Here is a 25,752-nt window from a genome sequence, read left to right on the forward strand (position 1 = left end):
CTCAACGGTCAACACAGCGACCTTGAACAATCTTGAGGATTTACCCCATGAGCTTGAAAGACAAACTCCCCGGCGTGCTGGGTTTTGGCACCGCCCCATTGGGCAACATGTTCCGCGCCATCCCTGAAGAAGAAGCCCAAGCCACCGTTGAAGCAGCCTGGAACCAGGGCGTGCGTTACTTCGACACTGCGCCGTTCTACGGTTCGGGCCTCTCGGAAATTCGCCTGGGCCAGGCCCTGTCGAAGTACAACCGTGACGACTATGTACTCAGCACCAAAGTCGGCCGCCTGATTCTCGATGAAGTGGAAGAAAGCGCCCGCGATCTCGGCGAGAAAAGCGGTGTGTTCGAACACGGCCGGCCGAACAAGATGGTCAACGACTACAGCGCCGATGCCACCCTGCGCTCCATCGAAGACAGCCTGAACCGCCTGCAAACCGACCGCCTGGACATCGTGTGGATTCACGACATTGCCCAGGACTTCTACGGTGACCAATGGCTGGACTATTTCAACCAGGCGCGCACCGGTGCTTTCAAGGTGCTGACCCGTCTGCGTGAAGAAGGTGTGATCAAGGCCTGGGGCCTGGGCGTCAACCGTGTCGAGCCTTGCGAGTTGACCCTGGACCTGACCGAAGCCCAGCCCGACGGCTTCCTGCTCGCCGGTCGTTACACCTTGCTCGACCACGAACGTGCCTTGCAGCGCCTGATGGACGCGGCGCTGGCGCAGAACGTCGAAATCGTGGTCGGCGGCCCCTACAGCTCCGGCATCCTGGCGGGTGGTGCGCATTTTGAGTACCAGAAAGCCAGCCCGGCGATCATCAGCAAGGTCGAGCAGATCAAGGCGATTGCCGCTGCTCATGGCGTCAGTGTGAAAGCCGCTGCACTGCAATTCTCCCTGGCCCATCCGGCAGTGGCGGCAGTGATTCCGGGTGCCAGTCGTCCGGGCCGAATGGCTGAAGACGTCGCGGCGTTGTCAGAGAAGATTCCCGCAGCCTTTTGGCAGGCCCTGCGCGACGCCCGATTGATTTCGGCCCGTGCACCGCTGCCGCTCTAACCACAGGAACGCGAACATGAAAATTGATATCAGTGGCAAAGTCGCAATCGTCAGTGGCAGCACCGCCGGGATCGGCCTGGGCATCAGCCAGGCCCTGGCGCAATCCGGCGCCACGGTGGTGGTGATCGGGCGTGAATCGAGCAAGGTCGACGAGGCGCTGGCGACGATTCGCCAGGCAGTCCCCGGCGCTGAGCTGCGCGGATTGGTGGCAGACCTGGGCACGGCCGAGGGCGCGGAAAAACTGTTCGCCGCCGAGCCGCGAGCCGACATCCTGGTAAACAACCTCGGGATCTTCAACGACGTCGATTTCTTCGACGCCCCCGACAGTGAGTGGACGCGTTTCTACGAGGTCAATGTGATCTCCGGCGTGCGTTTGTCGCGGCACTACACGCCGGGCATGGTCGAGAAGGGCTGGGGGCGGGTGATCTTTGTGTCGTCGGAATCGGGCGTGGCAACGCCGGCCGACATGATCAACTACGGCGTCACCAAAAGCGCCAACCTGGCGGTGTCCCATGGCCTGGCCAAACGCCTGGCGGGCACCGGGGTGACGGTCAATGCAATCCTGCCGGGGCCGACCTTTACCGATGGCCTGGAGAACATGCTCAAGGACGCTGTGGCCAAGTCCGGGCGCAGTGCACGGGACGAGGCGGATGTGTTTGTGCGCAATGCGCGGCCAACGTCGATCATCCAGCGCGCAGCGAATGTGGATGAAGTGGCGAATCTGGTGGCGTACATTGCTTCACCGTTGTCCTCCGCTACCACCGGTGCCGCGTTGCGGGTCGACGGCGGTGTTGTCGATAGCATGGCGATCTGATTTTTTCTTGAATGGTTTGGAGTGTTAGTCGTGGCAAAAGCATCTGCTGTTATTGAAATCCCGGTTTCGGCCGAACAGGTTTGGCAATTGGTCGGCGGCTTCAACTCGCTGCCGGACTGGCTGCCCTTTATCGTCAAAAGCGAGCCGAGTGAAGGCGGGCGTGTGCGTCATCTGCAAACGGCCGATGGTGGTGTGGTGGTGGAGCGGCTGCAACGCTTTGATAACGCGGCGCGTACTTATAGTTACTCCATCAGCGAGTCGCCGTTTCCGGTGAGTGAGTATCTGGCGACGTTGAAGGTTGAGGCGTTGACGGACAGCACCGCCAAGGTCACCTGGTCGGGTGTGTTTACCCCGGTGGCGGGTGTGACGGATGCGGCGGTGGAGGAGTTGTTTACCGGTGTCTACAGCGGCGGGCTGGAAGCATTGAGAGGCAATTTCCCAGGCTGAATGAAGATCAAATGTGGGAGCGGGCTTGCTCGCGAATGCGGTGGATCAGTGCCAGATGGGTTGACTGACACTCCGCATTCGCGAGCAAGCCCGCTCCCACATTGGTTTTGTGGTGTTCTTCAGGCTCAGGCTTCAGGCATCAGCTGCTGGCGGCATTCGAGGATCAGCTTCGCGCCGCCACTTTCGCTGCTGCCCACTTCCAGTTTGAACCCGTGCAGGTTGATGATCGCCGCCACAATCGACAGCCCCAACCCAAACCCGCCTTGCTGTTGATTGCCTTCCTCCACTCGATAAAAACGCTGGAACACCGCTGCCCGTTCCGCCGCCGGAATCCCGGGCCCGGAGTCGAGCACTTCGATGCGGGTGCTGCCGGCATCGTTCACGCCGCGCAGGATCACTTCGCCACCCGGCGGGGTGAATTTGATCGAGTTGCTCAGCAGGTTGGCCAGGGCTTCGAACAGCAAGGCGCGGTCGCCGGTGATCCACGGTAACGAGGCCGGCACTTGCAGCAGCAGTTCCATCTGGCCTTCTTCTGCCAGGGGCAGGTAGAAGTCGTGGAGTTCCTGCAGCAAGGGCAGGGGATCAAGCACCAGGAAGCCCGAGCGGCGCTGATGGTCTTCCAGTTCGGAAATTCGCAGCAAGCCACGGAAGCGCGCCATCAAGGTGTCGGTTTCGGCGATGGCCGCGTCCAGTTGCAGGGCGTGGGGCGCGTCCTCATCGGCCTGCTGCTGGATCCGGTACAGCTGCGCCCGCAGGCGGGTCAGCGGGGTGCGCAGGTCGTGGGCGATGTTGTCGCACACGCCCTTGACCTCGTTCATCAGCTTCTCGATGCGGTCGAGCATCGCGTTGACGATGGCCGCCAGCATGTCCAGTTCGTCGCGTCGGTCAGACAACGGCAAGCGGTGGGTCAGGTCGCCGGCCACGATGGCTTCGGCGCTCGCCTGGATCCCGCGAATCCGCCGCAGCGGGCGCCGTCGCAGCAGGTGCCAGCCAGCCGCGCCGGGAATGATCGTCAGGGTAATCCCCCACAGCAGGGCGTGCAGGATGATGCGGGTCACGGCGAACAGCGAGCCGTTGGCGCGCACCAGAATCAGCCAGCGGCCATCTTCGGTGTGGGTGGCCACGGCGTCGCAGCTGTCGCGGGGCAGTTTCGGGTCATCGGAATTGATGCAGTTGGCCAGGGAATGGATGTGCCCGTCCATTGGCAGGTCCGGCGGTATCACACGGATCGGGCCGCTGATGGGGTTGAACTGGTTGTCGAACAGCCCGTACGCGTCAACGCCTTTCATGTCGAAGGTCATGCTGGTGGTCAGGGCTTCCACCAGTTCTTCGCCGTCAAACCGCTGGAACAAATGCTGGCGCTGCATCAGGGAGTGGCGCGAGAGGTCGCCCAGGTAACCGGAGACCTCGTAGTACAGCACGCCCATGAGGATGCAGCTCCAGGCCACGAACAACGAACTGTAGAGCGCCAGCAGTCGGCTGCTGGAGGAGCGCCAGCCTTTAGAGGGGTTCAGCAATGACATACCCGGAACCTCGTACCGTGCGGATCAGCGGCGTGAGGCCCGGCGGGTCGATTTTTTTGCGCAGGCGACCGATGTGCACATCGATCAGGTTGGTGCCCGGGTCGAAGTGATAACCCCAGACTTCCTCGAAGATCATCATCCGCGAGAGGATTTGCCCGGTGTTGCGCATCAGGAATTCCAGCAGTTTGTATTCCGTCGGCAACAGGCTCAGGGGCTGGTCGGCGCGGCTGGCCTCGCGGCTGATCAGATTCAGTTCCAAATCGGCCACACGCAGTGCGGTCTCGAACTCTTTGACCGTGCTTTTGCGCCGCAGCAGCACTTCGACGCGGGCGGCCATTTCGTCGGAGGCGAACGGCTTGGTCAGGTAGTCATCCCCACCGGCGCGCAGGCCGCGTACCCGTTCATCCACGTCGGAGAGGGCGCTGATCATCAGGATCGGTGTGGATACGCCGATGGTGCGCAAGGTGGTGACGATGGCCAGGCCATCCAGTTCCGGGAGCATGCGGTCGAGGGTGATCAAGTCGTAATCACCGCTGACGGCACGGACCAGACCTTCGCGGCCATTGTCTACCCAATCTACGTCCAGTCCATGGCTACTCAGCTCGGCAACGATCTCCCGGGCCGTTACGGCGTCGTCCTCGATGGTCAAAATGCGGGTCATAAGGATTACCTGGTGAGCGATTCACACTGAAGTGCGGGCATTTTGCCAAGAAATGATAGCCCGCTTCCTAAATAAAAATTTATGTAGGCACAAACGACACAATTCACCTTACCCCGCTGAATCTGAACGAATGCTGTGTGTGTAGGAATTTTTGCGGTCCATGGCGCGTGCATGGGTTATTTCCTACGAGGAATGCATAACGCCCGCCGCTCCAGGGTATTTCTTGCAAGTTGCATGGTTCAAATTAGTTCAAATTACTTAACTCATTGAAATGTATAGGCTTTTAATTTCAAGACATCTGGCACGTTGCCTGCACTGTCCCTTTTGAGACTTGTAACACTATTTTTCATGCCTGGAGCAAAACAACAATGATTACATCCTCATCCACGCTGCAAGAGTCGAGCACGCTCTCCGGGGTTTCCTGGGGCGCGATCTTTGCCGGGGCCGCTGCTGCGGCTGCACTGTCCTTGATCCTGGTACTGCTGGGCTTCGGCCTGGGCTTTTCGGCGGTTTCGCCGTGGGCCGACAGTGGCATCAGCGCCAAAGGGCTTGGCATTTCCACCATTGTCTGGCTGGCGGTTACGCAAATCATCGCGTCGGGGATGGGCGGTTACATCGCCGGTCGCCTGCGGGTGAAATGGGCCAATATGCACGGCGATGAGGTGTACTTTCGCGACACCGCCCATGGCTTCCTGGCCTGGGCCGTGGCGACACTGGTGACGGCGGTGCTGATCGTCGGTTCGGTCAGCAGTGTGGTCAGCGGTGGCGTGAAGGCCGGCGCCAGTGTGGCATCGGGTGCCGTCAGTGGCATGAGCCAGGTGGCTGGCGCTGCCTCCAAGGGCGAAGACTTCGGCTACTACGTCGACAGCCTGTTCCGCGATGATCGCCCGGCAGCCGTCAGTGATGACGCGGTGCACGGTGTGGTCGCCCGCATCTTCGCTCGCACCGTGAGCAACAATGGTCAGTTGGCACCTGAAGACCGTGCGTACCTTGCACAGTTGATCAGCCAGCGTACCAACCTCAGCCAGGCCGACGCCGAGGCGCGTGTTGACCAGGTCTACGGCCAGGCTCAAAAAGCCCTGGATGACGCCAAGTTGAAAGCCAAGCAGGCTGCGGACACGGCTGCGAAAGTGGCGGCCTACACCTCGCTGTGGACCTTCGTGGCGCTGTTGATCGGTGCGTTTTTTGCCAGCCTCGCTGCAACCTTTGGCGGTCGTCGCCGGGATGCCGTGGTGTATCTGGAAACCGATGCCTACACCACGTCCACTTCGCTGCCACCTGTTCGTTAATTCAAGGAGAACGTCATGCGCTCATTACTGCTGTTTTTCCTCGGTGTGCCTATCCCGGTCATTATCCTGATCGCGATCTTCATGCACTGATCCTGCTGTCCGTTTGAATCAAGCCGCGCCTGCTCCAGCAGGTGCGGCTTTTTGTTTCTGCATCGGACGGTTATGTACCCCTGCCAGTACTTTCGGAGATATTGAACTCCACGTCGATAGAGAAGGGCGCTTCCTGGTTTTTTTGCACTCGGCAGTGAAGGGTACCGGCTGCATTTCCGGTACTGGGGAGAGATGTGAAGTTCAGGTCCCCGTCGATGGAATAGGCAAAGCCATAGGCGTTCAACCGGGCAAATGAAACCCTGACTTTATCGTTGCCTTTCAGGTTAAAAGAGCTGCCTTTGACATCCTTGTCGATCAGGATGTTTATCAGGTTGTCGACTGGCGGGAAACTATCTTGCTGGATGCCTTGCACCAGCCAAAACGCAGGAATTGGGCCGGACTCTTGACTGGAAATCCTGACCGTCTGTGCATGGAAGTACGGGCTGGGCATCGGTCCACCTTTTACATCCCCGGTTAAATAGCCAGTGCCTGCCGCTTGGTTAACGCTAATAAAGCCCTTGAGGTCGATTTTGCCTCTGGTAACCGTTACCGTTTTACTCGTACCAAACGCCGCGATGCACTCGAATGAGCCATGCAAATGGTCTTCGCTGTCCAGGGAGACCGTCACTGAACCGCTGATGAAGGTGTAAGGCACATTGAGGCCTAGTTCGAACCCCCAATACACACCTTCAGACGAGTCGGGAAACGTGAAAGTATGCTTGTGGCCGTCAGCCGGAAGGTTTCCAGGCAGGTTGATGAAGAAGGCATTGAAGTGGTTCGGCAGGCCGCCCAGTAGCTGTTTGCCGGATACGGTGAGATGGGCCCCATCTCGGTACATCAGCATGCCATCCGGATCGCCGGAAAAATGCGAGACAGGAACGCCAGGCTGATTACTTCTCACCTCTGCTGAAAAAGTACCGGTCGTAGTTGCGCGGTGATGTTTTTGATCATGATGATTCATGTCGATAGCTCCCAGATGGATTGGCGGACGCAATCAGCGTCAAATCAACCTCGAAGCTAAAGCAATTCCAAACGTCCAGATACTGTGAAACTTGACAGGTTTAAAGCGCGTTTTTTTATCGCGAAGTCGGTTGAAAACCTATGCGCCATTTCACGGTTTTGTTAATTGTTACTTAATGGCGCTTTGGCTAGACTTCTGCCCCATGAGCCGCCATCTGCGTTTTTTCCTGGTCCTGCTGTTGAGTCTTGCGCTTCCCCTGACCGGGATGGCGGGTGTGCCGTCGAGCACCGAGCCGTGCCCGATGCAGATGTCCGACATGCAGATGATGAGCGACATGGCCCCTGACTGTTGCCAGGACGGCACGGCCGCCGACCACAGCAAAAGCTGCAAGCCCGGCCAGGAGTGCAAGACCGGCGGCATGCTGCAATTGTCGATGCCGGTGCTCAAGGCCCCGGTGACTGCCTCCAATGCGCTGGTCGTCAGCGTCTCTTCTGATTTCATCCCCGACCGCACGCCGTCCGGCGTCTGGCGCCCGCCCCGTAGCTGAATCCTGTTGCACCTGAAGACTCGTCCCTGAACCGGGACGGCCTTGCTGTGGGCCGCGTAAAGCGGTGCGCAGCGCAACAGAACAGGACACTTCAAGATGAATTTCCTATGCGTGCGTGCCCTGGTGATGGGCGTGCTGGCGTGGCCGACGCTGGCGTCTGCGCTGACCCTGGATGAGGCCTTGCGCCTGGCGCAAAACAACGCGCCGTCGCTGACGGCTGAATCCTCCAAATTGCAGGCTGCCACTCAGGCGGCGATTCCGGCCGGTGAACTGCCGGACCCGAAACTGGTAGTAGGCCTGCAAAATTTCCCCGTCGGCGGGCCCAATCGCGGCACGTTGTATGGCGATGACATGACCGAACAAATGATCGGCATCCAGCAACAAGTGCCCAGCCGCGACAAGCGCAAGGCACGGGTTGAGTTGGCGTCGGCCAGCGTGGACACGGCTGCCGCCGAAGGCCGGATCGAGCGCTTGAATGTGCGTCAGGCCACCGCCCAGGCGTGGATTCGCGCCTATGCGGTGGAGCGCAAAGAGGCACTGTTCAAGGACTTCTATCAGCAGAATCGCCTGCTGCAAGACACCGTGCGTGCGCAACTGGCCGGCGGTCGCGGGCAGCCTTCCGACGTCGTGATCCCGAAGCAGGAAGCGGCTGACCTGGCCGAACGCGAGGATGTGCTGATCCAGCAACGCGCCCAGGCCCGGGCGGCCCTCAAGCGCTGGATCGGCCCGGCCGCCAGCGAAGCCCCCAGCGGGCAATTGCCAAACTGGAAAATCGACACCACCGGCTTCACCCACAACCTGCACCAGCACCCGGTGCTGCAAGCCTTTGTGCCGCGCACCCGCGAGGCCGAAGCCCGGCTGAACGAGGCCAAGGCGCAAAAGACCTCGGACTGGAGTTGGGAAGTGGACTACCAGCACCGAGGCCGTGAGTACGGCGACATGGTCAGCCTGCAATTCACCTTCGATTTGCCGATCTTCCCCGGTCGCCGACAAAACCCCGGTATCGCCGCCAAGCAGGCCGAACTCGACCAACTGGACGCCGAACGCGAAGCCAAGACCCGTGAACATACCCAGGAACTCGAAGACGACCTGGCCAACTACCAGCGCCTGGACCGCGCCGTGCAGCGCAGCCAGGACAGCCTGGTGCCGCTGGCCGAGGAGAAATTGTCGCTGAGCCTGGCGGGGTATCGCGCGGGCAAGGGCGACCTGATGAGCGTGGTCAGCGCCCGCCGCGAGTGGGTCGAGGCGCGCTTCAAACAGATTGACGCCATTGAGCAGCGTGCCCTGACCGGCGCCCAGCTGTATTTCGCTTACGGGGAACCCGCCAATGAATAACCGAATCGTGAATATGGCCCTGTTGGGCGGCGTCCTGCTGCTGGGTCTGGGTGGCGGCTATTGGCTGGCGCAGACACGCGAGGCACAGCCGGCCATGGTCGGGACGATGCGGGCGCCGGACGAGAAAAAGGCGCTGTACTGGTACGACCCGATGTACCCGCAGCAAAAATTCGACAAGCCGGGCAAGTCGCCCTTCATGGACATGCAACTGGTGCCGCGCTACGCCGGTGGCGCCGAGGAGAGTGCGGCGATTCAGATCGACCCCAGCCTGACCCAGAACATCGGCGTGCGCCTGGCGAGCGTCAGCCGTGGGGTGCTGGCGTCGAGTCTTGAGCTGTCGGGAATCCTCGCCTTCAACGACCGCGATGTGGCGGTGGTGCAGTCGCGGGCTGCGGGGTTTGTGGAGCGGGTTTACGGCCGTGCGCCGGGGGATGTGCTCAAGGCTCAGGCGCCCCTGGCTGACATTCTGGTGCCCGAATGGGCCGCCGCTCAGGAAGAGTTCCTTGCCCTGCGCCACAGCGATCCCGGCCTGTTGGCCGCCGCCCGCCAACGCCTGCGCCTGAGTGGCATGCCCGCCGGGCTGATCACGCAGATGGAGCGCAGCGGCCGGGCGCAATCGGTGATGACCATCACCACCCCGCTGGGCGGCGCGTTGCAGACCCTGGACGTACGCGAAGGCATGACCGTCGCGGCGGGCCAAACCCTGGCGCGGGTCAATGGCCTGGGCACCGTGTGGCTGCAGGTCGCCGTACCTGAAGCCCAGGGCGCCGCGCTGGCCGTTGGGCAAATGGTCGAGAGCCGTTTTGTCGGGTTGCCGGGACAAGTCGTCAAAGGCACCGTCGCCGCGATTCTGCCGGCAACCGCCATGGACAGTCGCACCGTGCAGGTTCGGGTCGAACTGCCCAACCCTGACGGTATGTTGCGCCCCGGTATGACCGCCCAGGTGCGCCTGGCCCAATCCAGCCGCCTGTCGGTGCTGTTGCTGCCGAGCGAGGCGTTGATTCGCACCGGCAAACGCGTGCTGGTGATGGTGGCCGAGGAGGGCGGGCGATATCGCCCGGTAGAAGTCCAGGTGGGTGCAGAAAACCAGGACAACACCGTCATCCTCGCCGGCCTGCAGGAAGGCCAGCAGGTGGTGGCCTCCGGTCAATTTCTGCTGGACTCCGAAGCAAGTTTGAAGGGAATTATCACTCAATCGTCCGGCGGTTTTTCAGATGAGGGGGCCATGGACGGCATGAGCATGCAACCGGGAGCCCGGCCATGATCGCCCTGTTGATTCGCTGGTCGGTGGCCAACCGCTTTTTGGTGCTGTTGGCGACTTTATTCGTGACGGCCTGGGGTTTGTGGTCGATCCAGAACACCCCGGTGGACGCCTTGCCGGACCTGTCGGATGTGCAGGTGATCATCCGCACTCCATACCCGGGCCAGGCACCGCAAATTGTCGAGAATCAGGTCACTTACCCGATGACCACCACCATGCTCTCGGTGCCGGGGGCGAAGACCGTGCGCGGCTTTTCCTTCTTCGGCGACAGCTACGTCTATGTGTTGTTTGACGAAGGCACCGACCTGTATTGGGCGCGCTCGCGGGTGCTGGAATACCTGAGCCAGTTGCAGGCGCGCTTGCCGGCGTCGGCCAAGCCGGCGCTGGGCCCGGATGCCACCGGTGTCGGCTGGATCTACCAGTACGCCTTGGCAGATCGCACCGGCAAACATGACTTGGCGCAGTTGCGCTCGTTGCAGGACTGGTTCCTCAAGTTCGAACTCAAGACCCTGCCCAACGTCGCCGAAGTGGCGACCATCGGCGGTCAGGTCAAGCAGTACCAGGTGCAGATCGACCCGCTGGCCCTGGCCAGTCGCGGCATTACCCAGGCGCAAGTGGTGGAAGCCATCGGCAAGGCCAACCAGGAAACCGGCGGTTCGGTGCTGAACATGGGTGAGTCGGAATACATGGTGCGTGCGTCCGGCTACCTGAAAACCCTGGAGGACTTTCGCGGCATTCCCCTGCGGCTCGACACCCACAACGTGCCGGTGACCCTAGGGGATGTGGCGACGATCCAGCTGGGCCCGGACATGCGCCGGGGCATCAGCGAGCTGGATGGAGAAGGCGAGGCGGTAGGCGGCGTGGTCATCCTGCGCAGCGGCAAGAACGCCCGCGAGGCTATCGCGGCGGTCAAGACCAAGCTGGAGCAACTGCAAACCAGCCTGCCGCCCGGGGTGGAAATCGTCACCACCTACGATCGCAGCAAACTCATCGATCGCGCCGTGGACAACCTCAGCCACAAGCTGCTCGAAGAGTTCCTGGTGGTGGCGCTGGTGTGCGGGATCTTCCTGTGGCACCTGCGCTCCTCGCTGGTGGCGATCATTTCGTTGCCGGTGGGGGTGTTGATTGCCTTTATCGTCATGCGGTTCCAGGGCATTAACGCGAACATCATGTCCCTGGGCGGGATTGCGATTGCCATCGGCGCGATGGTCGATGGCGCGGTGGTGATGATCGAGAATGCCCACAAGAAAATCGAAGCCTGGCACCACGCGCATCCGAACCAGGAATTGAAGGGGGAGGCGCATTGGAAGGTCATCACCGATGCGGCAGTGGAGGTGGGGCCGGCGTTGTTTTTCTGCCTGCTGATCATCACCTTGTCGTTTATCCCGGTGTTCACCCTGCAAGCCCAGGAAGGCCGCTTGTTCGGGCCGCTGGCCTACACCAAGACCTATGCCATGGCCGCTGCAGCGGGGTTGTCGGTCACCCTGATCCCGGTGCTGATGGGCTACTGGATTCGCGGGCGCATCCCCGATGAGCAACGCAACCCGCTGAATCGTGGCCTGATCAAACTCTACCAACCGGCCCTCGATGCGGTGTTGCGCTGGCCGCGCATGACCTTGCTGGTCGCGCTGCTGATGGTCGCCAGTGCGCTATGGCCGGTGTCGCACCTGGGCGGTGAATTCCTGCCGCCGCTGGATGAGGGCGACCTGTTGTATATGCCGTCGGCGTTGCCTGGTTTGTCGACGCAAACTGCCGGCGCATTGCTGCAACGTACCGACCGCTTGATCAAGAGCGTGCCGGAAGTCGCCCACGTGTTCGGCAAGGCCGGCCGCGCGGAAACCGCCACCGACCCGGCGCCGCTGGAAATGTTCGAAACCACCATCGAGTTCAAGCCGCGAGACCAATGGCGGCCGGGCATGACCCCGGAAAAACTGGTGAAGGAACTCGACCGGGTGGTGCAGGTGCCGGGGCTGACCAACATCTGGATTCCGCCGATCCGCAACCGCATCGACATGCTCGCCACCGGGGTCAAAAGCCCGATCGGCGTGAAGGTCGCGGGTTCCAGCCTGATGGACATCGACGCCGTGACCCAAGCCGTGGAAAAGGTCGCCAAGACGGTGCCCGGCGTCAGCTCGGCGCTGGCGGAACGCCTGACGGGCGGGCGCTACATCGACGTGGATATCGACCGCCCGGCCGCCGCGCGTTATGGCCTGAACATCAGCGATGTGCAGTCCATCGTCTCCGGAGCGATTGGCGGTGAAAACATCGGCGAGACGGTCGAAGGCCTCGCGCGTTTCCCCATCAACCTGCGCTACCCGAAGGAGTGGCGCGATTCGGTGAGTGCCTTGAGCAACCTGTCGATCTATACGCCGTCGGGCAGCCAGATCACCTTGGGCACGGTGGCCAGGATCAAGGTCAGCGAAGGCCCGCCGATGCTCAAGAGCGAAAACGCCCGGCCTTCCGGCTGGGTGTACATCGACGTGCGTGATCGCGACCTGGCGTCGGTGGTCAAGGATCTGCGCGAGGCGATCAACCAACAGGTGCGGTTGCAACCGGGCATGAGCCTCAGCTATTCGGGGCAGTTCGAGTTCCTGGAGCGGGCCAATGAACGCCTGAAGCTGGTGGTGCCGGCGACCTTGCTGATCATCTTCGTGCTGCTGTACCTGACATTTCGCCGGGTGGATGAGGCGCTGCTGATCCTCGCCACCTTGCCGTTCGCGCTGACGGGTGGGGTGTGGTTGCTGTACTGGCTGGGCTTCAACCTGTCGGTGGCTACGGGTGTTGGATTTATCGCGTTGGCGGGGGTGTCGGCGGAGTTCGGCGTGATCATGCTGCTGTATTTGAAAAACGCCTGGGCCGAACGCCAGGGGGGAGGGGACCAGGCCCTTCTGGAAGCCATCACCGAAGGTGCCGTATTACGCGTGCGGCCCAAGGCGATGACCGTGGCCGTAATCATCGCCGGCTTGCTGCCGATCCTTTTAGGCGGCGGCACCGGCAGCGAAGTCATGAGCCGGATTGCCGCGCCCATGATTGGCGGCATGCTCACAGCGCCCTTGCTCTCCCTATTCGTCATCCCGGCGGCCTACCGCCTGATGCGCCGCCCCCAAACTGATGACTAACCCATAACCAGTGGCGAGGGAGCTTGCTCCCGCTGGACTGCGCAGCAGGCCCATTTTTTGGGGCCGCTTCGCGCCCCAGCGGGAGCAAGCTCCCTCGCCACATTTAATCCTCTACAAGCTTCAGACCTCTTCCAGCCTGACCCACCGCTCTTCCCGAGCCGCCACCCGAATCGCCGTGGCCAACCGCTCAACCTCCCACGCCGCTGCAAAATCCGTCCCGTCGCTGCCCTTGCCAGCCAACGCCATCACCAACTCATGCACCTCCAGCGTCTTCAACTCGTTGTACCCCAACTGATGCCCCGGCGCCGGGCTGAACGCCGCATACCCCGGCAGCGAAGGGCCCGCCAGCAACCGCTGAAACCCCTCCTGCCCAACCCGAAACAGCTGCAACTCATTCAACCGCTCCTGATCAAACAACAACGTGCCCCGGGTGCCACTGATCTCAAAGCTCAGGTGATTCTTATACCCATGCTTCAGCCAACTGCTGCTCACCGTCCCCCGCGCACCATTGGCAAACCGCATTAACGCATGCACCTGATCATCCACCGCAATCTCCCGCAGTGCGTCACTCCCCGCCGTAGCAGGCCGTTGCCCATGCACCGTTTGCGTATCGGCACACACACTCAGCACATCCCCCACCAGGTACCGCGCCATGGACAGCAAGTGACTGCCCAAATCCGCCAACGCGCCGCCGGCATGCCCGACCTCACAGCGCCACGACCACGGCGACGATGCATCCGCCATGAAATCCTCACTGAATTCCCCCTGAAAACTGATGATCTCTCCCAACTCACCACTGGCGATCAACTGCCGAGCCAGGCCAATCATCGGGTTGTGCTGATAGTTGTAGCCGACCCGCGTCACCACCCCGGCCTTGCTTGCCGCATCACGCATCGCGGCCGCCTGCTCCAGGCTCACCGCCAGCGGCTTCTCGCAATACACCGCCTTGCCCGCCGCCAGCGCAGCCATGGCCATCGGGAAGTGCAAATGGTTAGGGGTAGTAATGGCGACGACATCCACCTTGGGATCGTCGATCAACTGCTGCCAGTCGCCATGGGCCCGGGCAAACCCCCAGTCCGCGGCGCAGCGTGTCGCGCGTTCGGTATCGGCATCGGCCAGGGCGGCCAGTGTGAGCTTCACCGGCAGTTCAAACACCGCCCGTGCGTTATTGAATGCCAGAGCGTGGGCACGCCCCATAAAGCCTGTGCCAATCAGGCCGATTCCGAGTTCGCGCATAGCCGGGTTCCTTCGAATTATTGTTTTGAGAAGGCTATTTATGGAATAAATATTCCCAATATTCAATAGATAGAATAAAAATTCATTTCAGGACTCCCCATTCACCCTGTGGTGAGGGAGCTTGCTCCCGCCGGGCTGTGCAGCGGCCCCCAAAAAGCGTGGGAGCGCTGCGCACTCCAGCGGGAGCAAGCTCCCTCGCCACAACAGCCCCCTTCTACGATCACCGCTGCTGATAGCGCTACATTCAGCACTGGCTCAAACCCCCTCCAGTTAACAAAACATAACGTAGCGCCGATTGTCAGACGATTCCAAAGCCCGCTAGGATGGCCCAGCTTGCCCAAGGCGCTCTAGATTGCAGGTTTCAGGGCTCCCCACGGCAAGACGACCTAACAATAATAAATGGGAGAAAGGTCTATGAGTGAGCCTGTCATGGGTGTGGTGTTTTTCCGCCCGAAGGCCACGCGCAGGGTCGCATTGCTGGCCACAGCGCTCTCGTTGCTGGGGGTTGTCGCGTTGTCGACACCGGCCCACGCCGCCACTGAAACCACCGCCGCAGCGGTGTTTGCCATTGATTCCCCCAAGGCTGCCAAAAGCCTGATGATCGACGTGGTGCACGCAGGCAAACGCCTGGTCGCGGTCGGTGATCGTGGGCACATCCTCTATTCCGACGACCAGGGCGCCACCTGGACTCAAGCTAAAGTCCCCACCCGGCAACTGCTGACCGCCGTATTTTTCGCCGACGAGCAACACGGCTGGGCGGTGGGCCATGACGCACAGATCCTCGCCACCACCGACGGCGGCCTGATCTGGACTCAACAATTCCAGGACTTGAAGCGCGAAGCGCCGCTGCTTGACGTGTGGTTCAAGGACGCCAGCAATGGCTTTGCCGTGGGCGCCTACGGTGCGCTGATCGAAACCACCGACGGCGGCAAGACCTGGGACGACGTCAGCGACCGCCTCGACAACGAAGACCAGTTCCACCTCAACGCCATCGCCCAGGTGAAAGACGCCGGGCTGTTTATCGTCGGTGAGCAGGGCAGCATGTTCCGCTCCCATGACGAGGGGCAAACCTGGGAAAAACTCGAAGGCCCCTACGAGGGCTCGCTGTTCGGCGTGATCGGCACGGCCCAGGCGCAAACCCTGTTGGCCTACGGCCTGCGCGGCAACCTGTTTCGCTCCACGGATTTTGGCAGCACCTGGGAACCGGTGGAGCTGAACGCCACCCGTGGCGCGCTGGAATTCGGTTTATCGGGCGCGACCCTGCTGGACGACGGTTCCATCGTGGTGGTGGGCAATGGCGGCAGCGTGGTGGTCAGCCACGATGACGGCCTGACCTTCAGCGTATTCAATCGCCCGGACCGCATTTCGCTGTCGGCGGTCACGGCGGCGGGCAACGGCAACTTGATTCTGGCAGGGCAGGGCGGCGTTCGCGTGGCCAGTCCAACCGGCGCCGAGCCGACAAAACAATAAGAAGGCGGGGACACCATGAGCAGTCATCACAACGACAAGGCCACGTTTCTCGAGCGCCTGATTTTCAACAACCGCCCGGCAGTGATCACGATCTGCCTGCTGGTGAGCATTTTCCTGTTCTGGCAGGCGACGTTGATTCGCCCGTCCACCAGCTTCGAAAAAATGATCCCCCTCAAGCACCCCTTCATCGAGAAGATGATGGAGCACCGCAACGACCTGGCGAACCTGGGCAACACGGTGCGCATCTCGGTGGAAGCCAAGGACGGTGACATCTTCACGAAGGAGTACATGGAGACCCTGCGCCAGATCAACGACGAGGTGTTCTACATCTCCGGCGTCGACCGCTCCGGGCTCAAGTCCCTGTGGAGCCCCAGCGTGCGCTGGACCGAAGTCACCGAAGAGGGCTTTGCCGGCGGTGAAGTGATCCCCCAGAGCTACAACGGCTCACCGGAAAGCCTCGACCAGTTGCGCAACAACGTGCTCAAGTCCGGGCAGGTCGGGCGGCTGGTGGCCAACGATTTCAAGTCGAGCATCGTCGACATTCCGCTGCTGGAGTCCTACCCGGACCCGCAAGACCAGGGCAAGCTGCTGGCCCTGGACTATCGCAAGTTCTCCCATGAACTCGAAGACAAGATCCGCGACAAGTTCGAAGCCCAGAACCCCAACGTCAAGATCCACATCGTCGGGTTTGCCAAGAAGGTCGGCGACCTCATCGACGGCCTGGTGATGGTGGTGATGTTCTTCGGTATTGCCTTCGTCATCACCCTGGTGCTGCTGCTGTGGTTTACCCACTGCCTGCGCAGTACCGTCGCGGTGTTGAGCACCACGCTGGTGGCGGTTATCTGGCAGCTTGGGTTGATGCATGCCCTGGGTTTCGGGCTGGATCCCTACTCGATGCTGGTGCCGTTCCTGATCTTCGCCATCGGTATTTCCCACGGCGTGCAGAAGATTAACGGCATCGCCCTGCAATCCAGTGATGCCGACAACGCCCTGACCGCCGCCCGGCGGACGTTCCGCCAGTTGTTCCTGCCGGGGATGATCGCAATCCTCGCCGATGCGGTCGGCTTTATCACCCTGCTGATCATCGACATCGGCGTGATCCGCGAACTGGCCATCGGCGCTTCGGTGGGTGTAGCGGTGATCGTGTTCACCAACCTGATCCTGCTGCCGGTGGCGATCTCCTACGTCGGCATCAGCAAACGCGCCATCGAGCGCAGCAAGAAAGATGCACACCGCGAACACCCGTTCTGGCGTCTGCTGTCGAAATTCGCCAGCCCCAAAGTCGCGCCGGTATCGATTGCGTTGGCATTGGTCGCCTTCGGTGGCGGCCTCTGGTACAGCCAGAACCTGAAGATTGGTGACCTCGACCAGGGCGCGCCGGAACTGCGCCCGGACTCGCGCTACAACAAGGACAACAACTTCATCATCAACAACTACTCCACCAGCTCCGATGTGTTGGTGGTGATGGTCAAGACGCCGCCGGAAGGCTGCTCGCGTTATGAGGCCATGGCGCCCATCGACCAGTTGATGTGGAAGATGCAGAACACTGAAGGCGTGCAGTCGGCCATCTCGTTGGTGACCGTGTCCAAGCAGATGATCAAGGGCATGAACGAGGGCAACCTGAAATGGGAAACCCTGTCCCGTAACCCGGATGTGCTGAACAACTCCATCGCCCGTGCCGATGGCCTGTACAACAACAATTGCTCCCTGGCGCCGGTGCTGGTGTTCCTCAACGACCACAAGGCCGAAACCCTCGACCGCGCAGTGCATGCGGTGCAGGACTTCGCCAAGGAGAACAACAAGGAGGGCCTGGAATTCATCCTTGCCGCCGGTAACGCCGGGATCGAAGCCGCCACCAACGAGGTGATCAAGGAGTCCGAGCTGACCATCCTGATCCTGGTGTACCTGTGCGTGGCCACCATGTGCATGATCACCTTCCGCTCCTGGGCGGCGACCCTGTGCATCGTGCTGCCGCTGGTGCTGACTTCGGTGCTGGGCAACGCGCTGATGGCGTTCATGGGCATCGGCGTCAAGGTTGCGACCTTGCCGGTGGTGGCCCTGGGCGTGGGGATTGGTGTGGACTACGGCATCTACATCTACAGCCGCCTGGAGAGTTTCCTGCGCGCCGGTTTGCCGTTGCAGGAAGCCTATTACCAGACGCTCAAGTCCACTGGTAAAGCCGTGCTGTTCACCGGCCTGTGCCTGGCGATCGGCGTGGCGACGTGGATCTTCTCGGCCATCAAGTTCCAGGCCGACATGGGCCTTATGCTGACCTTCATGCTGCTGTGGAACATGTTCGGCGCGCTGTGGCTGCTGCCGGCGCTGGCACGCTTCCTGATCAAGCCCGAGAAGCTGGCGGGGCAGAAGGGCAATTCGTTGTTCGCTCACTGATTCATCGCGGTCTGCCAAAACGCCGTGGCCTGTGCCACGGCGTTTTGCATTGCGCGGGCTTAGGTCGATGCAACGATTTGACCTATCATGGGGTCTTTCCTCTTGATGATTGATGGTTATGACTGCCGACACCGCTACCTTGCTCGATGCTTTTGAAGACTGCCAGATGGTTGAAATCGATGGCCTGCACACCTTCGATTTCAGCCTGGATGACCAGAAGTTGCTGATCATCTGCATGGACGGTCGTGACAAGAAGCACTGGAGATTCAGCCTGGAGCAAGTCAAGGCGGCGACCTTTGATCAAACCCTGCAAAGCTGGACCCTTACCGGTGACTCGGGCGAACACCGCCTGGTCTGCATGAGCGGCGTCACCGGCAACAATAATGACGAGGATGAAGCGGATGATGATGCGTAAATTCTGGCCCCTGCTGATGGCCGGCAGCGTAGGCGCGATGTCGGTCCAGGCCGCGCCGGTGGACACCTATGAATTGCTGGTCGGCAGCTACACCGCCGGCACCAGTGAAGGCATCTATCGCCTGCAGTTCGACAGCCGTACCGGGCAGTTCAACGGCCAGCCGGTGCTCGCCGCCAAGGCGGCCAACCCGTCGTGGCTGACCCTGTCCAAAGACCAGAAGCACCTGTTTGTGGTCAACGAAAACGGCCCGGGCCAAAAAGACCCGGTGGGGCGTGTCAGCAGCTACAGCATCGACCCGAAGAACCATCAACTGACCCTGATCAACCAGGTGCAGAGCCTGGGCAACGAGCCGACCCATTCCAGCCTGGCCAGTGACGGGCGCTACCTGTTCGTCGCCAACTATTCAGTGCTGGAAGATCCGGGCGGCAGCCTCGCGGTGTTGCCGGTAGACGCTGAAGGCAAGCTGTCGCCGCCGGTGCAGTTGAGCGGGCACCCGGCCAGCCGGGTCAATCCGGAGCGTCAGGCGTCCAACCACGTGCATTCGGTGGTGTCTTCGCCGGACGGCAAATACGTGTTTGTCCAGGACCTGGGTGCAGACAAGATCTTTGCCTACCACTACGATCCCAAGGCCAACCATGAACTGCCGCTGACCCCGGCCGATCCTGCGTTTGTGCAATTGCCACCGGGCAGTGGCCCACGGCACCTGCTGTTCACCGCAGACGGCAAGCACGCCTGGCTGACCACTGAGATGAGTGCGCAAGTGGCGGTGTTCGACTACCACGATGGCAAGCTGACCCAGAAGCAACTGGTCAACTTTGCGGACGGCCAGCCGGTGTCCGACAAGGCCGGCGCCGCGCTGCATGCCTCAAGCGATGGCAAGTTCCTCTACGTGAGCAACCGTGGCACCGCCAACCAGATGCTGGTGCTTGCCATCGACCCGGCCACCGCGCAGTTGAAAGAGATCCAGCGCCGCTCGGTGGAAGGTGATCATCCCCGGGAGTTCGCCCTGGACCCCAGTGGCAAGTTCCTGCTGATCGCCAACCAGAAGAGCAACGAGATTGTGGTCGTCGAGCGCGATCCCAAGACCGGTCTGTTAGGCAAAACCGTGCAGAAACTGGCGATTGATGCCCCCAGCGATCTCAAGTTCCTGGTGCGACAATAAGCCACAGGCCCCGCCGTGCGGGGCCTGACTGGTTGTATTAATACTATTAATAGCGGCTAGTGTTTCAATGAATTTCTAAGGCTAACCCCTCGGGCGTAAGTTTGGCTCCAAGGCCAACACAGGCTACTCAGCCAACCGAACACAAGGGTTACCGACATGAACTTCAATCTCTTCTCGATCATCGCCGCTTCCGCTGTTTCCGCCACCGTAGCGTTGCCAGCCAGCGCCAGTGTCGAAATCAGCAGCAAAAAAACCAGCACCAGCGCCTACACCCAGAAATACCTGCAACAAAGCGCCAACTTCTACGCAGCGCTGGACCACAAAATCCAGAACTGATCTTGAAGCTGATGAAGATCAAATGTGGGAGCGGGCTTGCTCGCGAAAGCGCCGGGTCAGTCTATACATGGGCTGACTGATACACCGCCTTCGCGAGCAAGCCCGCTCCCACATTTTTTCCTGCGACAGTCTCAGGGTTTTGCCATTACGGCGATGAACAAAGGCGATTCCAGGAAGCGCTGCAACCAGTCCTGCAACCGCGGATACGGCGCCCGCTCAAACCACGCCCGATCCACATGCGCAAACTGCCGCACAAACGGCGCCAGCGCCACATCCGCCAGGCTCAAGTGCCCGGCCAGCAAATACTCGCGCTGCGCCAGCAACCCCTCCAGCTTCGACAAAAACACCTCACCCTCGGCCCGATAATGCTCCATCGGCTGCTCCGGATAGCGCTCGGCATACTTGTATCGATCCAATTGATATTTGAAGCCCTGATCATTCTCTTCAATCAGCGCCTGCGTCGCTCCATCATCCTCAAGCAACCATCCCTCAGGATCGTTCTGCGCCAGGGCCCAGCCCATGATCGCCAGGCTTTCATCGATCACCCGGCCGTCCACGCTCAGCACCGGCACCGTGCCCTTGGGCGACAACGCCAGCATTTCAGCCGGCTTGGCCTTGAGGCTGACCTCAATGATCTGCACCGCCACCCCCGAATACCGCAAGGCCATCCGCGCCCGCATCGCGTACGGGCAACGGCGGAACGAATACAACACCCCCTCGCTCACTTGACCTCCAGGGTGCTCAAGCCATTGCCCTGGCGCTTGACCTGAATCTGCACCGGAATCCGCTCGTGCATTTCCTGCACATGGGAAATCACCGCTACCTTGCGGCCTTGGGCCTGCAAGCCGTCGAGGGCGTCCATTGCCAGTTGCAGCGACTCGGGATCGAGGCTGCCAAAGCCCTCGTCGATAAACAGCGACTCGATCTTCAGCGTGCTCGACGCCATGGACGCCAGGCCCAAGGCCAGCGCTAGGGAGACGAGGAATGTCTCGCCTCCCGACAACGAATGCACCGAGCGCAGTTCGTCGCCCATTTCCGTGTCGAGCACCAGCAGGCCGAGCATGCTGCCACCGCGTTTGAGGCGGTAGCGGCGCACCAGTTGGCGCAGTTGCACGTTGGCGTGGTGCACCAGCAGGTCGAGGTTGTAGGCCTGGGCGATCTTGCGGAAGGTATCGCCGGTGGCCGAGCCGATCAGCGCATTCAGGCGTGCCCAGCGTTGCCATTCTTCGTAGGCCTTGGCGATCTCGGCCGCCAAGGCCTGATTAGCGTCCTGGCGGCGCTGGTCGTCGGCCTGTTGGGCACGCAGTTCGGCGCAGTGTTTTTCGCCAATGATCAGCGCGGCATTGAGTTCGGCCAGGGCGCTGTCCAGTTGCTCCGCGTCGAGGTTGCCGTTGTGCAGCGCCTGGTGATCCTTGAGCCGCTGTTCGCGCTCTTGCAGCAACACCTTGGCCTGTTCGATGGCTTTTTCGCTGTGTTGCAGTTGCTGGCGTAACTCGGCCACCTGCGGCTCATCGAAGGCCACCAGGCGCGCCAGGCCTTCGTCATCGAGTTCCGGGTGCAACGCGCGCCAGTCGCTCAGACGCGTAGTGAGGGCCGCGTGTTCGGTTTCCAGGGACTGTTGACGTTCTTGCAGCGATTTGAGGTCGGCGGCCAGTTGGATCAACTGGTTGCGGGTGTCCTGCAACTGCTGGTTGGCCTCGGACTCATGCTGGCGCGCCTGGTCGACGGCCAGGTCCAATTGCTGTTGCCAGTGCTCGGCGCTGGGGTTTTCGCCCAGCAGGCCGGCGAGTTTCTCCTCGGCGGCGTGTTGCAGGGCGCTTTGTTCGGCGAGCTGTTTTTGCAAGCTCTCCAACTGCTGCTGGCGATGTTGCTGGCGGTCCTGTTCTTTCTCGATGGCTTGCTGACGCTGCAGCTGCTCGGCCATTTCTTCCTTTTGGTTATCGAGCTGTTCCAGGCGTTGGCTGACCTGCTGGTCGAGCAGCATGAAGGTAGCCGCCGGTTCGCTGCGCAGGCCATCGAGGGTCTCGGCCGGTAACAGGCTGGCGAAGGCGTTGAGTTCTTCGTCCAGGCGTTCGCGATCATTGGACAGTTCCCGCTGCTGGTCGATCAGCAATTGGCGCGCCTGTTGGCTGGCGTCCTGGGCGGCTTGCAGTTGTTGCTGCATGCGCCCGGCGTTCTGTTGCAGGTTGAGCAGGGCGCCCTGGCGTTGTTCATCCTGGGCGAGGCTTTGGCTGAGCTGGCTCAGTTGCTGGGCAAGCCAGACATCACGCTTGGCCACGTCCTGATTGAACAGCGAGGCCGATAGCGGATGGGCTTCAAGGCTTGGAAGCAAGGCCTGCAACTGGCCGGCGAGTTGCTCCTGTTGTTGCAGGAATTCCTTTTGCTGGGCGATCAGGCCGCCCACTTCGCCACGCAGGTCAGTGAGTTTTTCCTTGAGCACATCCACGGCTTGCTGCGCGTTGGCTTCTTCGCTTTCGTCGTGGCGGGTCAGGCTTTGCAGCATCGCTTCGGGCTGGTGATACGGGTGCTCGACGCTGCCGCAGACCGGGCATGGTTGGTCATCCTGAAGCTGGCCGCGCAATTCCTCGACGCTGGCACTGCGGGCCAAACGCTGGCGCTCCAGCAGTTGCTTGGTGACGGTCAGGGTCTGCTCGGCGACGGCCAGCTCGGCCTTGGCCTGCAAGCCGCTCTGGTTTAACAGTTCGCGTTGTTGCTGGGCGAGGGTTTGCTTTTGCGTCAGGGCCTGGCTCTGGCTATCCAGTTGCTGATGGCTGTCCCACAGCCGCGCCAGGTCTTCAAACGCGCGATGTTGCTTGCGGTTGTCCTGGAGCAGGCTGCCCAGCAACTGGATTTGTTCGGCCACTGCATGGGGTTCGGCGCCGGCTTCGTGGTACAGCAGGTCAAGGGCTTCGCGTTGCTCGGTCCACTTCTGGCCGAGGCGGGTGGCGCGCTCTTCCAGTTGGGGCAGTTCTTCAGTGCCTTTTTTAAGGCGACCGCCGATCACCATCAACTGCTGCAGACGCTCGCGCTGGTAGGTCCATGCCTCACTCAACGGCGCGAGGGCGGCGCTGCGTTCAAGTTCTGCAGCCAACCGATTCAGGCGCTCGGCGACAGTTTTTTGCTTGTCGAGCAAACCGGTCAACGCCGCCTGACCTTCCACACAGGCGGCTTCGCCCAGCTGTTTTTCTTCGCTGCGCTTGGCCAGCTCACGGGTCAAGTGGGCGAGGGTGGTTTGCTCCTCGAAAGCCTGACGCAGCAGGGGCACCGCATCGGCTTGTTGTTTCAGAGCCTGGGCGAGAGCGGTTTGCACCTCAGCCTGTTGCTGTTGCAGTTGGGTCTGGCGGGTGTGCAGCGCGGCTTGTTGCTCAAGGTGCTGCTGGATCTGCGCAGCGAGGGGCTGCAACTGCGTGGTCAGTTCAGCCTGGCGGGCGAAGTGATGACGTTGCGGCGCCAGTTGTTCCAGGCGGCTGAGGTCCAGGCGTTGCGGGCCCTGGCTTTCCCAGTGTTGCTGGGCCTGGTGCAGTTGCTCGACCGCGCCTTGTTGGCGCTCCTGCCATTCCCGCAGTTCCTTGAGCCAGGTGTGCTGCAGCTCAAGCTGTTTGAGTTGCGCCTGCTGGGTCTTGAGCTGCTGCTGGGCGGCAGCCAGTTGTTCGTCCAGCTCGGCGCGGGCTTCAGGGGCCAGCGGGGTAACGCCGGTGGCCTGGTCTTGCAGGTGTTTGTGGGCGTCCCGGGCATCCTTGGCCTTGTCGAACGCGCGGCGGCCGAGTTGGGTGTAGAGCGCGGTGTCGGTGAGCTTTTCCAGCAGTTCGCTGCGCTCGTTGTCGTTGGCCTTGAGAAACGCACTGAACTCACTTTGCGCCAGCAACACGGCGCGGGTGAACTGCTCGAAGTTCAAGCCCAGGGCCAGTTCCAGCTGGGTCTTGTATTCGGTTTTCTGGCTGGCCAGCAGTTGCTCACTGTCGAGGTCGATCAGGCTTTGGCGGCTGGCTTGCAGCTTGCCGCTGGCCTTGTCGCGGGCGCGGTTGGCTTCCCAGCGAGCGCGGTAGCGACGGCCACTGACCCCGACAAAATCCACTTCGGCATAACCGCCGCCCGTGCCCCGACGTATCAGGGTGCGTGGGTCACCGATGGAAATATCGGTGTCGGCATCCGGCATCTTCGCCTGGCCGGTATCCCCCAGGCGCGGCACGGCGCCAAACAGCGCCAGGCACAACGCATCAAGCAAGGTACTTTTGCCGGCACCCGTGGGCCCGGTAATCGCGAACAACCCGGCACTGGCCAGGGGCTCGGCGGTAAAGTCGATTTCAAACGGCCCGGCCAGGGAGGCGAGGTTTTTCAGGCGAATGGCAAGGATCTTCATGGCTGTTCGCCCTCCTGTTGCACTTCCTGGAGCAGCACGGCGAAGTCCTTCAGAGTCTGTTCGTCCACTTCACTGCCGTAGCTTTCCTGCCAGGCGCGGCTGAACAATTCCTGGGGCGTGAGCTGATCAAGTTCGATCAGGCGGTCTTCCTGACTGTCTTCGCGGCTGCCCGCGCCTGCGTATTCAGCGGCGATGCGCACCAGGCGCACGGCCTTGCCTTGCAGGGCGTTTTCCACTTGCTGGCGCAGGTCGGGTTGCGGCTCGTCGAGGCGCACCCGCACTTCCAGCCAGGGTTGGCGCTGGGTTTCCGCCAGCAGGTCGATGTCGGGCAGCTCGGCCAGTTGCTTGAGGATGTCGGCCAGGGGCGCGGCTTCCAGGCGTTGCAGGTTGACCGAGCGCGGGATCAGGCGGGATTCGACGCTGACCAGGGTTTCGCCGTCCAGTTGCACGTCGAGGATCTGGTGCTGGTAGCCGATTTCCGAAAACGACAGTGGAATCGGCGAACCACAGTAGCGAATACGCTCCTCGCCGTTCACCCGCTGGGGTTTGTGCAAATGGCCGAGGGCCACGTAGCTGACGCTGGCATCAAACAGGCTGGCGGGCAGCGCTTCGGCATTGCCGATGATCAGGCTGCGCTCGGAATCTTCCGACACCGAACCGCCAGCCATGTGCGCATGGCTGATGGCAACCAGCGCCTGGCCCGGCTGGCGCTTGGCGTTGGCGGCGGCGATGAGCCACTCATGAACCTGGCCGATGCCCCGCAGGTAATCGTCCCCCAATTGCGCACCGGTCACTTCGGCCGGGCGCAGGAAGGGCAGTGCCAGGCACCAGCCGGCGATTTCACCGTCGGCGCCGGGCAATGGAATCAGCAGGCGTTCGACGTCTAACTGCCCGTCATCCAGCCACAGCACCCGGCCCAGGGCGTGGGTGCGCAGGCGGCGCATCAACGGCGCCGGCAGTTCGATGCGCGAGCCGGAGTCGTGATTACCGGCGATCATCACGATGGTCAGCGCCGGGTTTTGCTCGTGGGCGCCGATGATGAAGTCATACAGCCGCTCCTGAGCCTTGAGCGGCGGGTTGACCGTATCGAAAATATCGCCGGCGATCAGCAGCACATCCGGGCGATGCAGGCCCAACTGGCCCAGCAGCCAGTCGAGGAAGCAGGCGTGTTCGAAGTCGCGTTCCTGGCCGTGCAGGTTTTGCCCAAGGTGCCAGTCGGAGGTGTGAAACAGACGCAAGGCGATCTCCGTAAAAAAGAGGGTGACCGCTCAAGACAGGGTGGC

At 61.5% G+C, this 25,752-nt stretch carries 20 protein-coding genes; 13 read left to right on the top strand and 7 right to left on the bottom strand.

Annotated features, from left to right (window positions below):
• Positions 1 to 47 precede the first annotated feature (47 nt).
• From ACUN0G_RS25810 to ACUN0G_RS25820, 3 genes are read left to right on the top strand one after another with little or no spacing between them, the layout of a single operon-like run.
• The gene (locus ACUN0G_RS25810) at positions 48 to 1,052 is read left to right on the top strand and encodes an aldo/keto reductase (protein WP_445574665.1); all 1,005 of its coding nucleotides are present in this window, start codon (positions 48 to 50) and stop codon (positions 1,050 to 1,052) included.
• A 16-nt stretch (positions 1,053 to 1,068) separates the two neighbouring features.
• Positions 1,069 to 1,866, top strand: coding sequence for an SDR family NAD(P)-dependent oxidoreductase (locus ACUN0G_RS25815; RefSeq protein ID WP_258346665.1), 798 nt, complete (start codon positions 1,069 to 1,071; stop codon positions 1,864 to 1,866).
• 30 nt (positions 1,867 to 1,896) lie between these two features.
• On the top strand, positions 1,897 to 2,313 hold the full coding sequence (locus ACUN0G_RS25820) for an SRPBCC family protein (protein WP_258346664.1): 417 nt from the start codon (positions 1,897 to 1,899) through the stop codon (positions 2,311 to 2,313).
• 125 nt (positions 2,314 to 2,438) lie between these two features.
• Here the strand turns inward: ACUN0G_RS25820 and ACUN0G_RS25825 are convergent, their stop codons facing one another.
• Both ACUN0G_RS25825 and ACUN0G_RS25830 read right to left on the bottom strand, forming a co-directional pair.
• On the bottom strand, positions 2,439 to 3,836 hold the full coding sequence (locus tag ACUN0G_RS25825; protein WP_445574666.1) for a sensor histidine kinase: 1,398 nt from the start codon (positions 3,834 to 3,836) through the stop codon (positions 2,439 to 2,441).
• Entirely contained in the window at positions 3,814 to 4,497 is a 684-nt protein-coding gene (locus tag ACUN0G_RS25830; RefSeq protein ID WP_010564812.1) for a response regulator transcription factor, read from the bottom strand. Before ACUN0G_RS25830 ends, ACUN0G_RS25825 begins: the two co-directional genes overlap by 23 nt.
• Positions 4,498 to 4,865: 368 nt before the next feature.
• Between ACUN0G_RS25830 and ACUN0G_RS25835 the strand changes: the two genes are divergently transcribed.
• Positions 4,866 to 5,786, top strand: coding sequence for a hypothetical protein (locus ACUN0G_RS25835; RefSeq protein WP_445574667.1), 921 nt, complete (start codon positions 4,866 to 4,868; stop codon positions 5,784 to 5,786).
• A 160-nt stretch (positions 5,787 to 5,946) separates the two neighbouring features.
• Here ACUN0G_RS25835 and ACUN0G_RS25840 read toward each other — a convergent pair whose 3' ends face one another.
• The gene (locus ACUN0G_RS25840; protein ID WP_445574668.1) at positions 5,947 to 6,837 is read right to left on the bottom strand and encodes a hypothetical protein; all 891 of its coding nucleotides are present in this window, start codon (positions 6,835 to 6,837) and stop codon (positions 5,947 to 5,949) included.
• Positions 6,838 to 7,039: 202 nt separating this feature from the next.
• Here ACUN0G_RS25840 and ACUN0G_RS25845 point away from each other — a divergent pair, with 202 nt between their 5' ends.
• The 4 genes from ACUN0G_RS25845 (at position 7,040) to ACUN0G_RS25860 (ending at position 13,099) form a co-directional block, all read left to right on the top strand.
• Positions 7,040 to 7,384 carry a hypothetical protein gene (locus tag ACUN0G_RS25845; RefSeq protein WP_445575599.1) on the top strand — a complete coding sequence of 115 codons (345 nt, stop codon included), beginning with the start codon at positions 7,040 to 7,042 and terminating at the stop codon, positions 7,382 to 7,384.
• A gap of 96 nt (positions 7,385 to 7,480) precedes the next feature.
• A complete protein-coding gene (locus ACUN0G_RS25850) occupies positions 7,481 to 8,719 on the top strand; it encodes a TolC family protein (protein WP_445574669.1) in 1,239 nt (412 codons plus the stop codon).
• The gene (locus tag ACUN0G_RS25855; RefSeq protein WP_445574670.1) at positions 8,712 to 9,983 is read left to right on the top strand and encodes an efflux RND transporter periplasmic adaptor subunit; all 1,272 of its coding nucleotides are present in this window, start codon (positions 8,712 to 8,714) and stop codon (positions 9,981 to 9,983) included. Before ACUN0G_RS25850 ends, ACUN0G_RS25855 begins: the two co-directional genes overlap by 8 nt.
• Entirely contained in the window at positions 9,980 to 13,099 is a 3,120-nt protein-coding gene (locus tag ACUN0G_RS25860; protein WP_445574671.1) for an efflux RND transporter permease subunit, read from the top strand. Before ACUN0G_RS25855 ends, ACUN0G_RS25860 begins: the two co-directional genes overlap by 4 nt.
• Positions 13,100 to 13,219: 120 nt before the next feature.
• On the opposite strand, the gene ACUN0G_RS25865 is transcribed toward ACUN0G_RS25860, so the two are convergent.
• On the bottom strand, positions 13,220 to 14,335 hold the full coding sequence (locus tag ACUN0G_RS25865) for a Gfo/Idh/MocA family protein (protein ID WP_445574672.1): 1,116 nt from the start codon (positions 14,333 to 14,335) through the stop codon (positions 13,220 to 13,222).
• Between the two features lie 429 nt (positions 14,336 to 14,764).
• Between ACUN0G_RS25865 and ACUN0G_RS25870 the strand changes: the two genes are divergently transcribed.
• The 5 genes from ACUN0G_RS25870 to ACUN0G_RS25890 all read left to right on the top strand — a co-directional run bounded on the left by ACUN0G_RS25870 (position 14,765) and on the right by ACUN0G_RS25890 (position 20,109).
• Positions 14,765 to 15,805, top strand: a complete 1,041-nt coding sequence (locus ACUN0G_RS25870; protein WP_445575600.1) for a WD40/YVTN/BNR-like repeat-containing protein — start codon at positions 14,765 to 14,767, stop codon at positions 15,803 to 15,805.
• Between the two features lie 15 nt (positions 15,806 to 15,820).
• Positions 15,821 to 18,196 carry an efflux RND transporter permease subunit gene (locus tag ACUN0G_RS25875; RefSeq protein WP_445574673.1) on the top strand — a complete coding sequence of 792 codons (2,376 nt, stop codon included), beginning with the start codon at positions 15,821 to 15,823 and terminating at the stop codon, positions 18,194 to 18,196.
• Between the two features lie 118 nt (positions 18,197 to 18,314).
• Positions 18,315 to 18,611, top strand: a complete 297-nt coding sequence (locus ACUN0G_RS25880; RefSeq protein WP_421523013.1) for a DUF5629 family protein — start codon at positions 18,315 to 18,317, stop codon at positions 18,609 to 18,611.
• A complete protein-coding gene (locus ACUN0G_RS25885; protein WP_445574674.1) occupies positions 18,598 to 19,773 on the top strand; it encodes a lactonase family protein in 1,176 nt (391 codons plus the stop codon). The genes ACUN0G_RS25880 and ACUN0G_RS25885 overlap by 14 nt, the downstream gene beginning before the upstream one ends.
• 156 nt (positions 19,774 to 19,929) lie before the next feature.
• Positions 19,930 to 20,109 (top strand): hypothetical protein, encoded by a 180-nt coding sequence (locus ACUN0G_RS25890; RefSeq protein WP_003211212.1) that lies wholly within the window; start codon positions 19,930 to 19,932, stop codon positions 20,107 to 20,109.
• A gap of 131 nt (positions 20,110 to 20,240) precedes the next feature.
• Here ACUN0G_RS25890 and ACUN0G_RS25895 read toward each other — a convergent pair whose 3' ends face one another.
• From ACUN0G_RS25895 to ACUN0G_RS25905, 3 genes are read right to left on the bottom strand one after another with little or no spacing between them, the layout of a single operon-like run.
• Positions 20,241 to 20,834 carry a glutathione S-transferase gene (locus ACUN0G_RS25895; RefSeq protein ID WP_445574675.1) on the bottom strand — a complete coding sequence of 198 codons (594 nt, stop codon included), beginning with the start codon at positions 20,832 to 20,834 and terminating at the stop codon, positions 20,241 to 20,243.
• Positions 20,831 to 24,469, bottom strand: coding sequence for an AAA family ATPase (locus ACUN0G_RS25900; protein WP_445574676.1), 3,639 nt, complete (start codon positions 24,467 to 24,469; stop codon positions 20,831 to 20,833). The genes ACUN0G_RS25895 and ACUN0G_RS25900 overlap by 4 nt, the downstream gene beginning before the upstream one ends.
• Entirely contained in the window at positions 24,466 to 25,707 is a 1,242-nt protein-coding gene (locus ACUN0G_RS25905; RefSeq protein WP_445574677.1) for an exonuclease SbcCD subunit D C-terminal domain-containing protein, read from the bottom strand. The genes ACUN0G_RS25900 and ACUN0G_RS25905 overlap by 4 nt, the downstream gene beginning before the upstream one ends.
• Positions 25,708 to 25,752: the final 45 nt, after the last annotated feature.

It is taken from the genome of Pseudomonas sp. 32A (genome assembly GCF_052682255.1).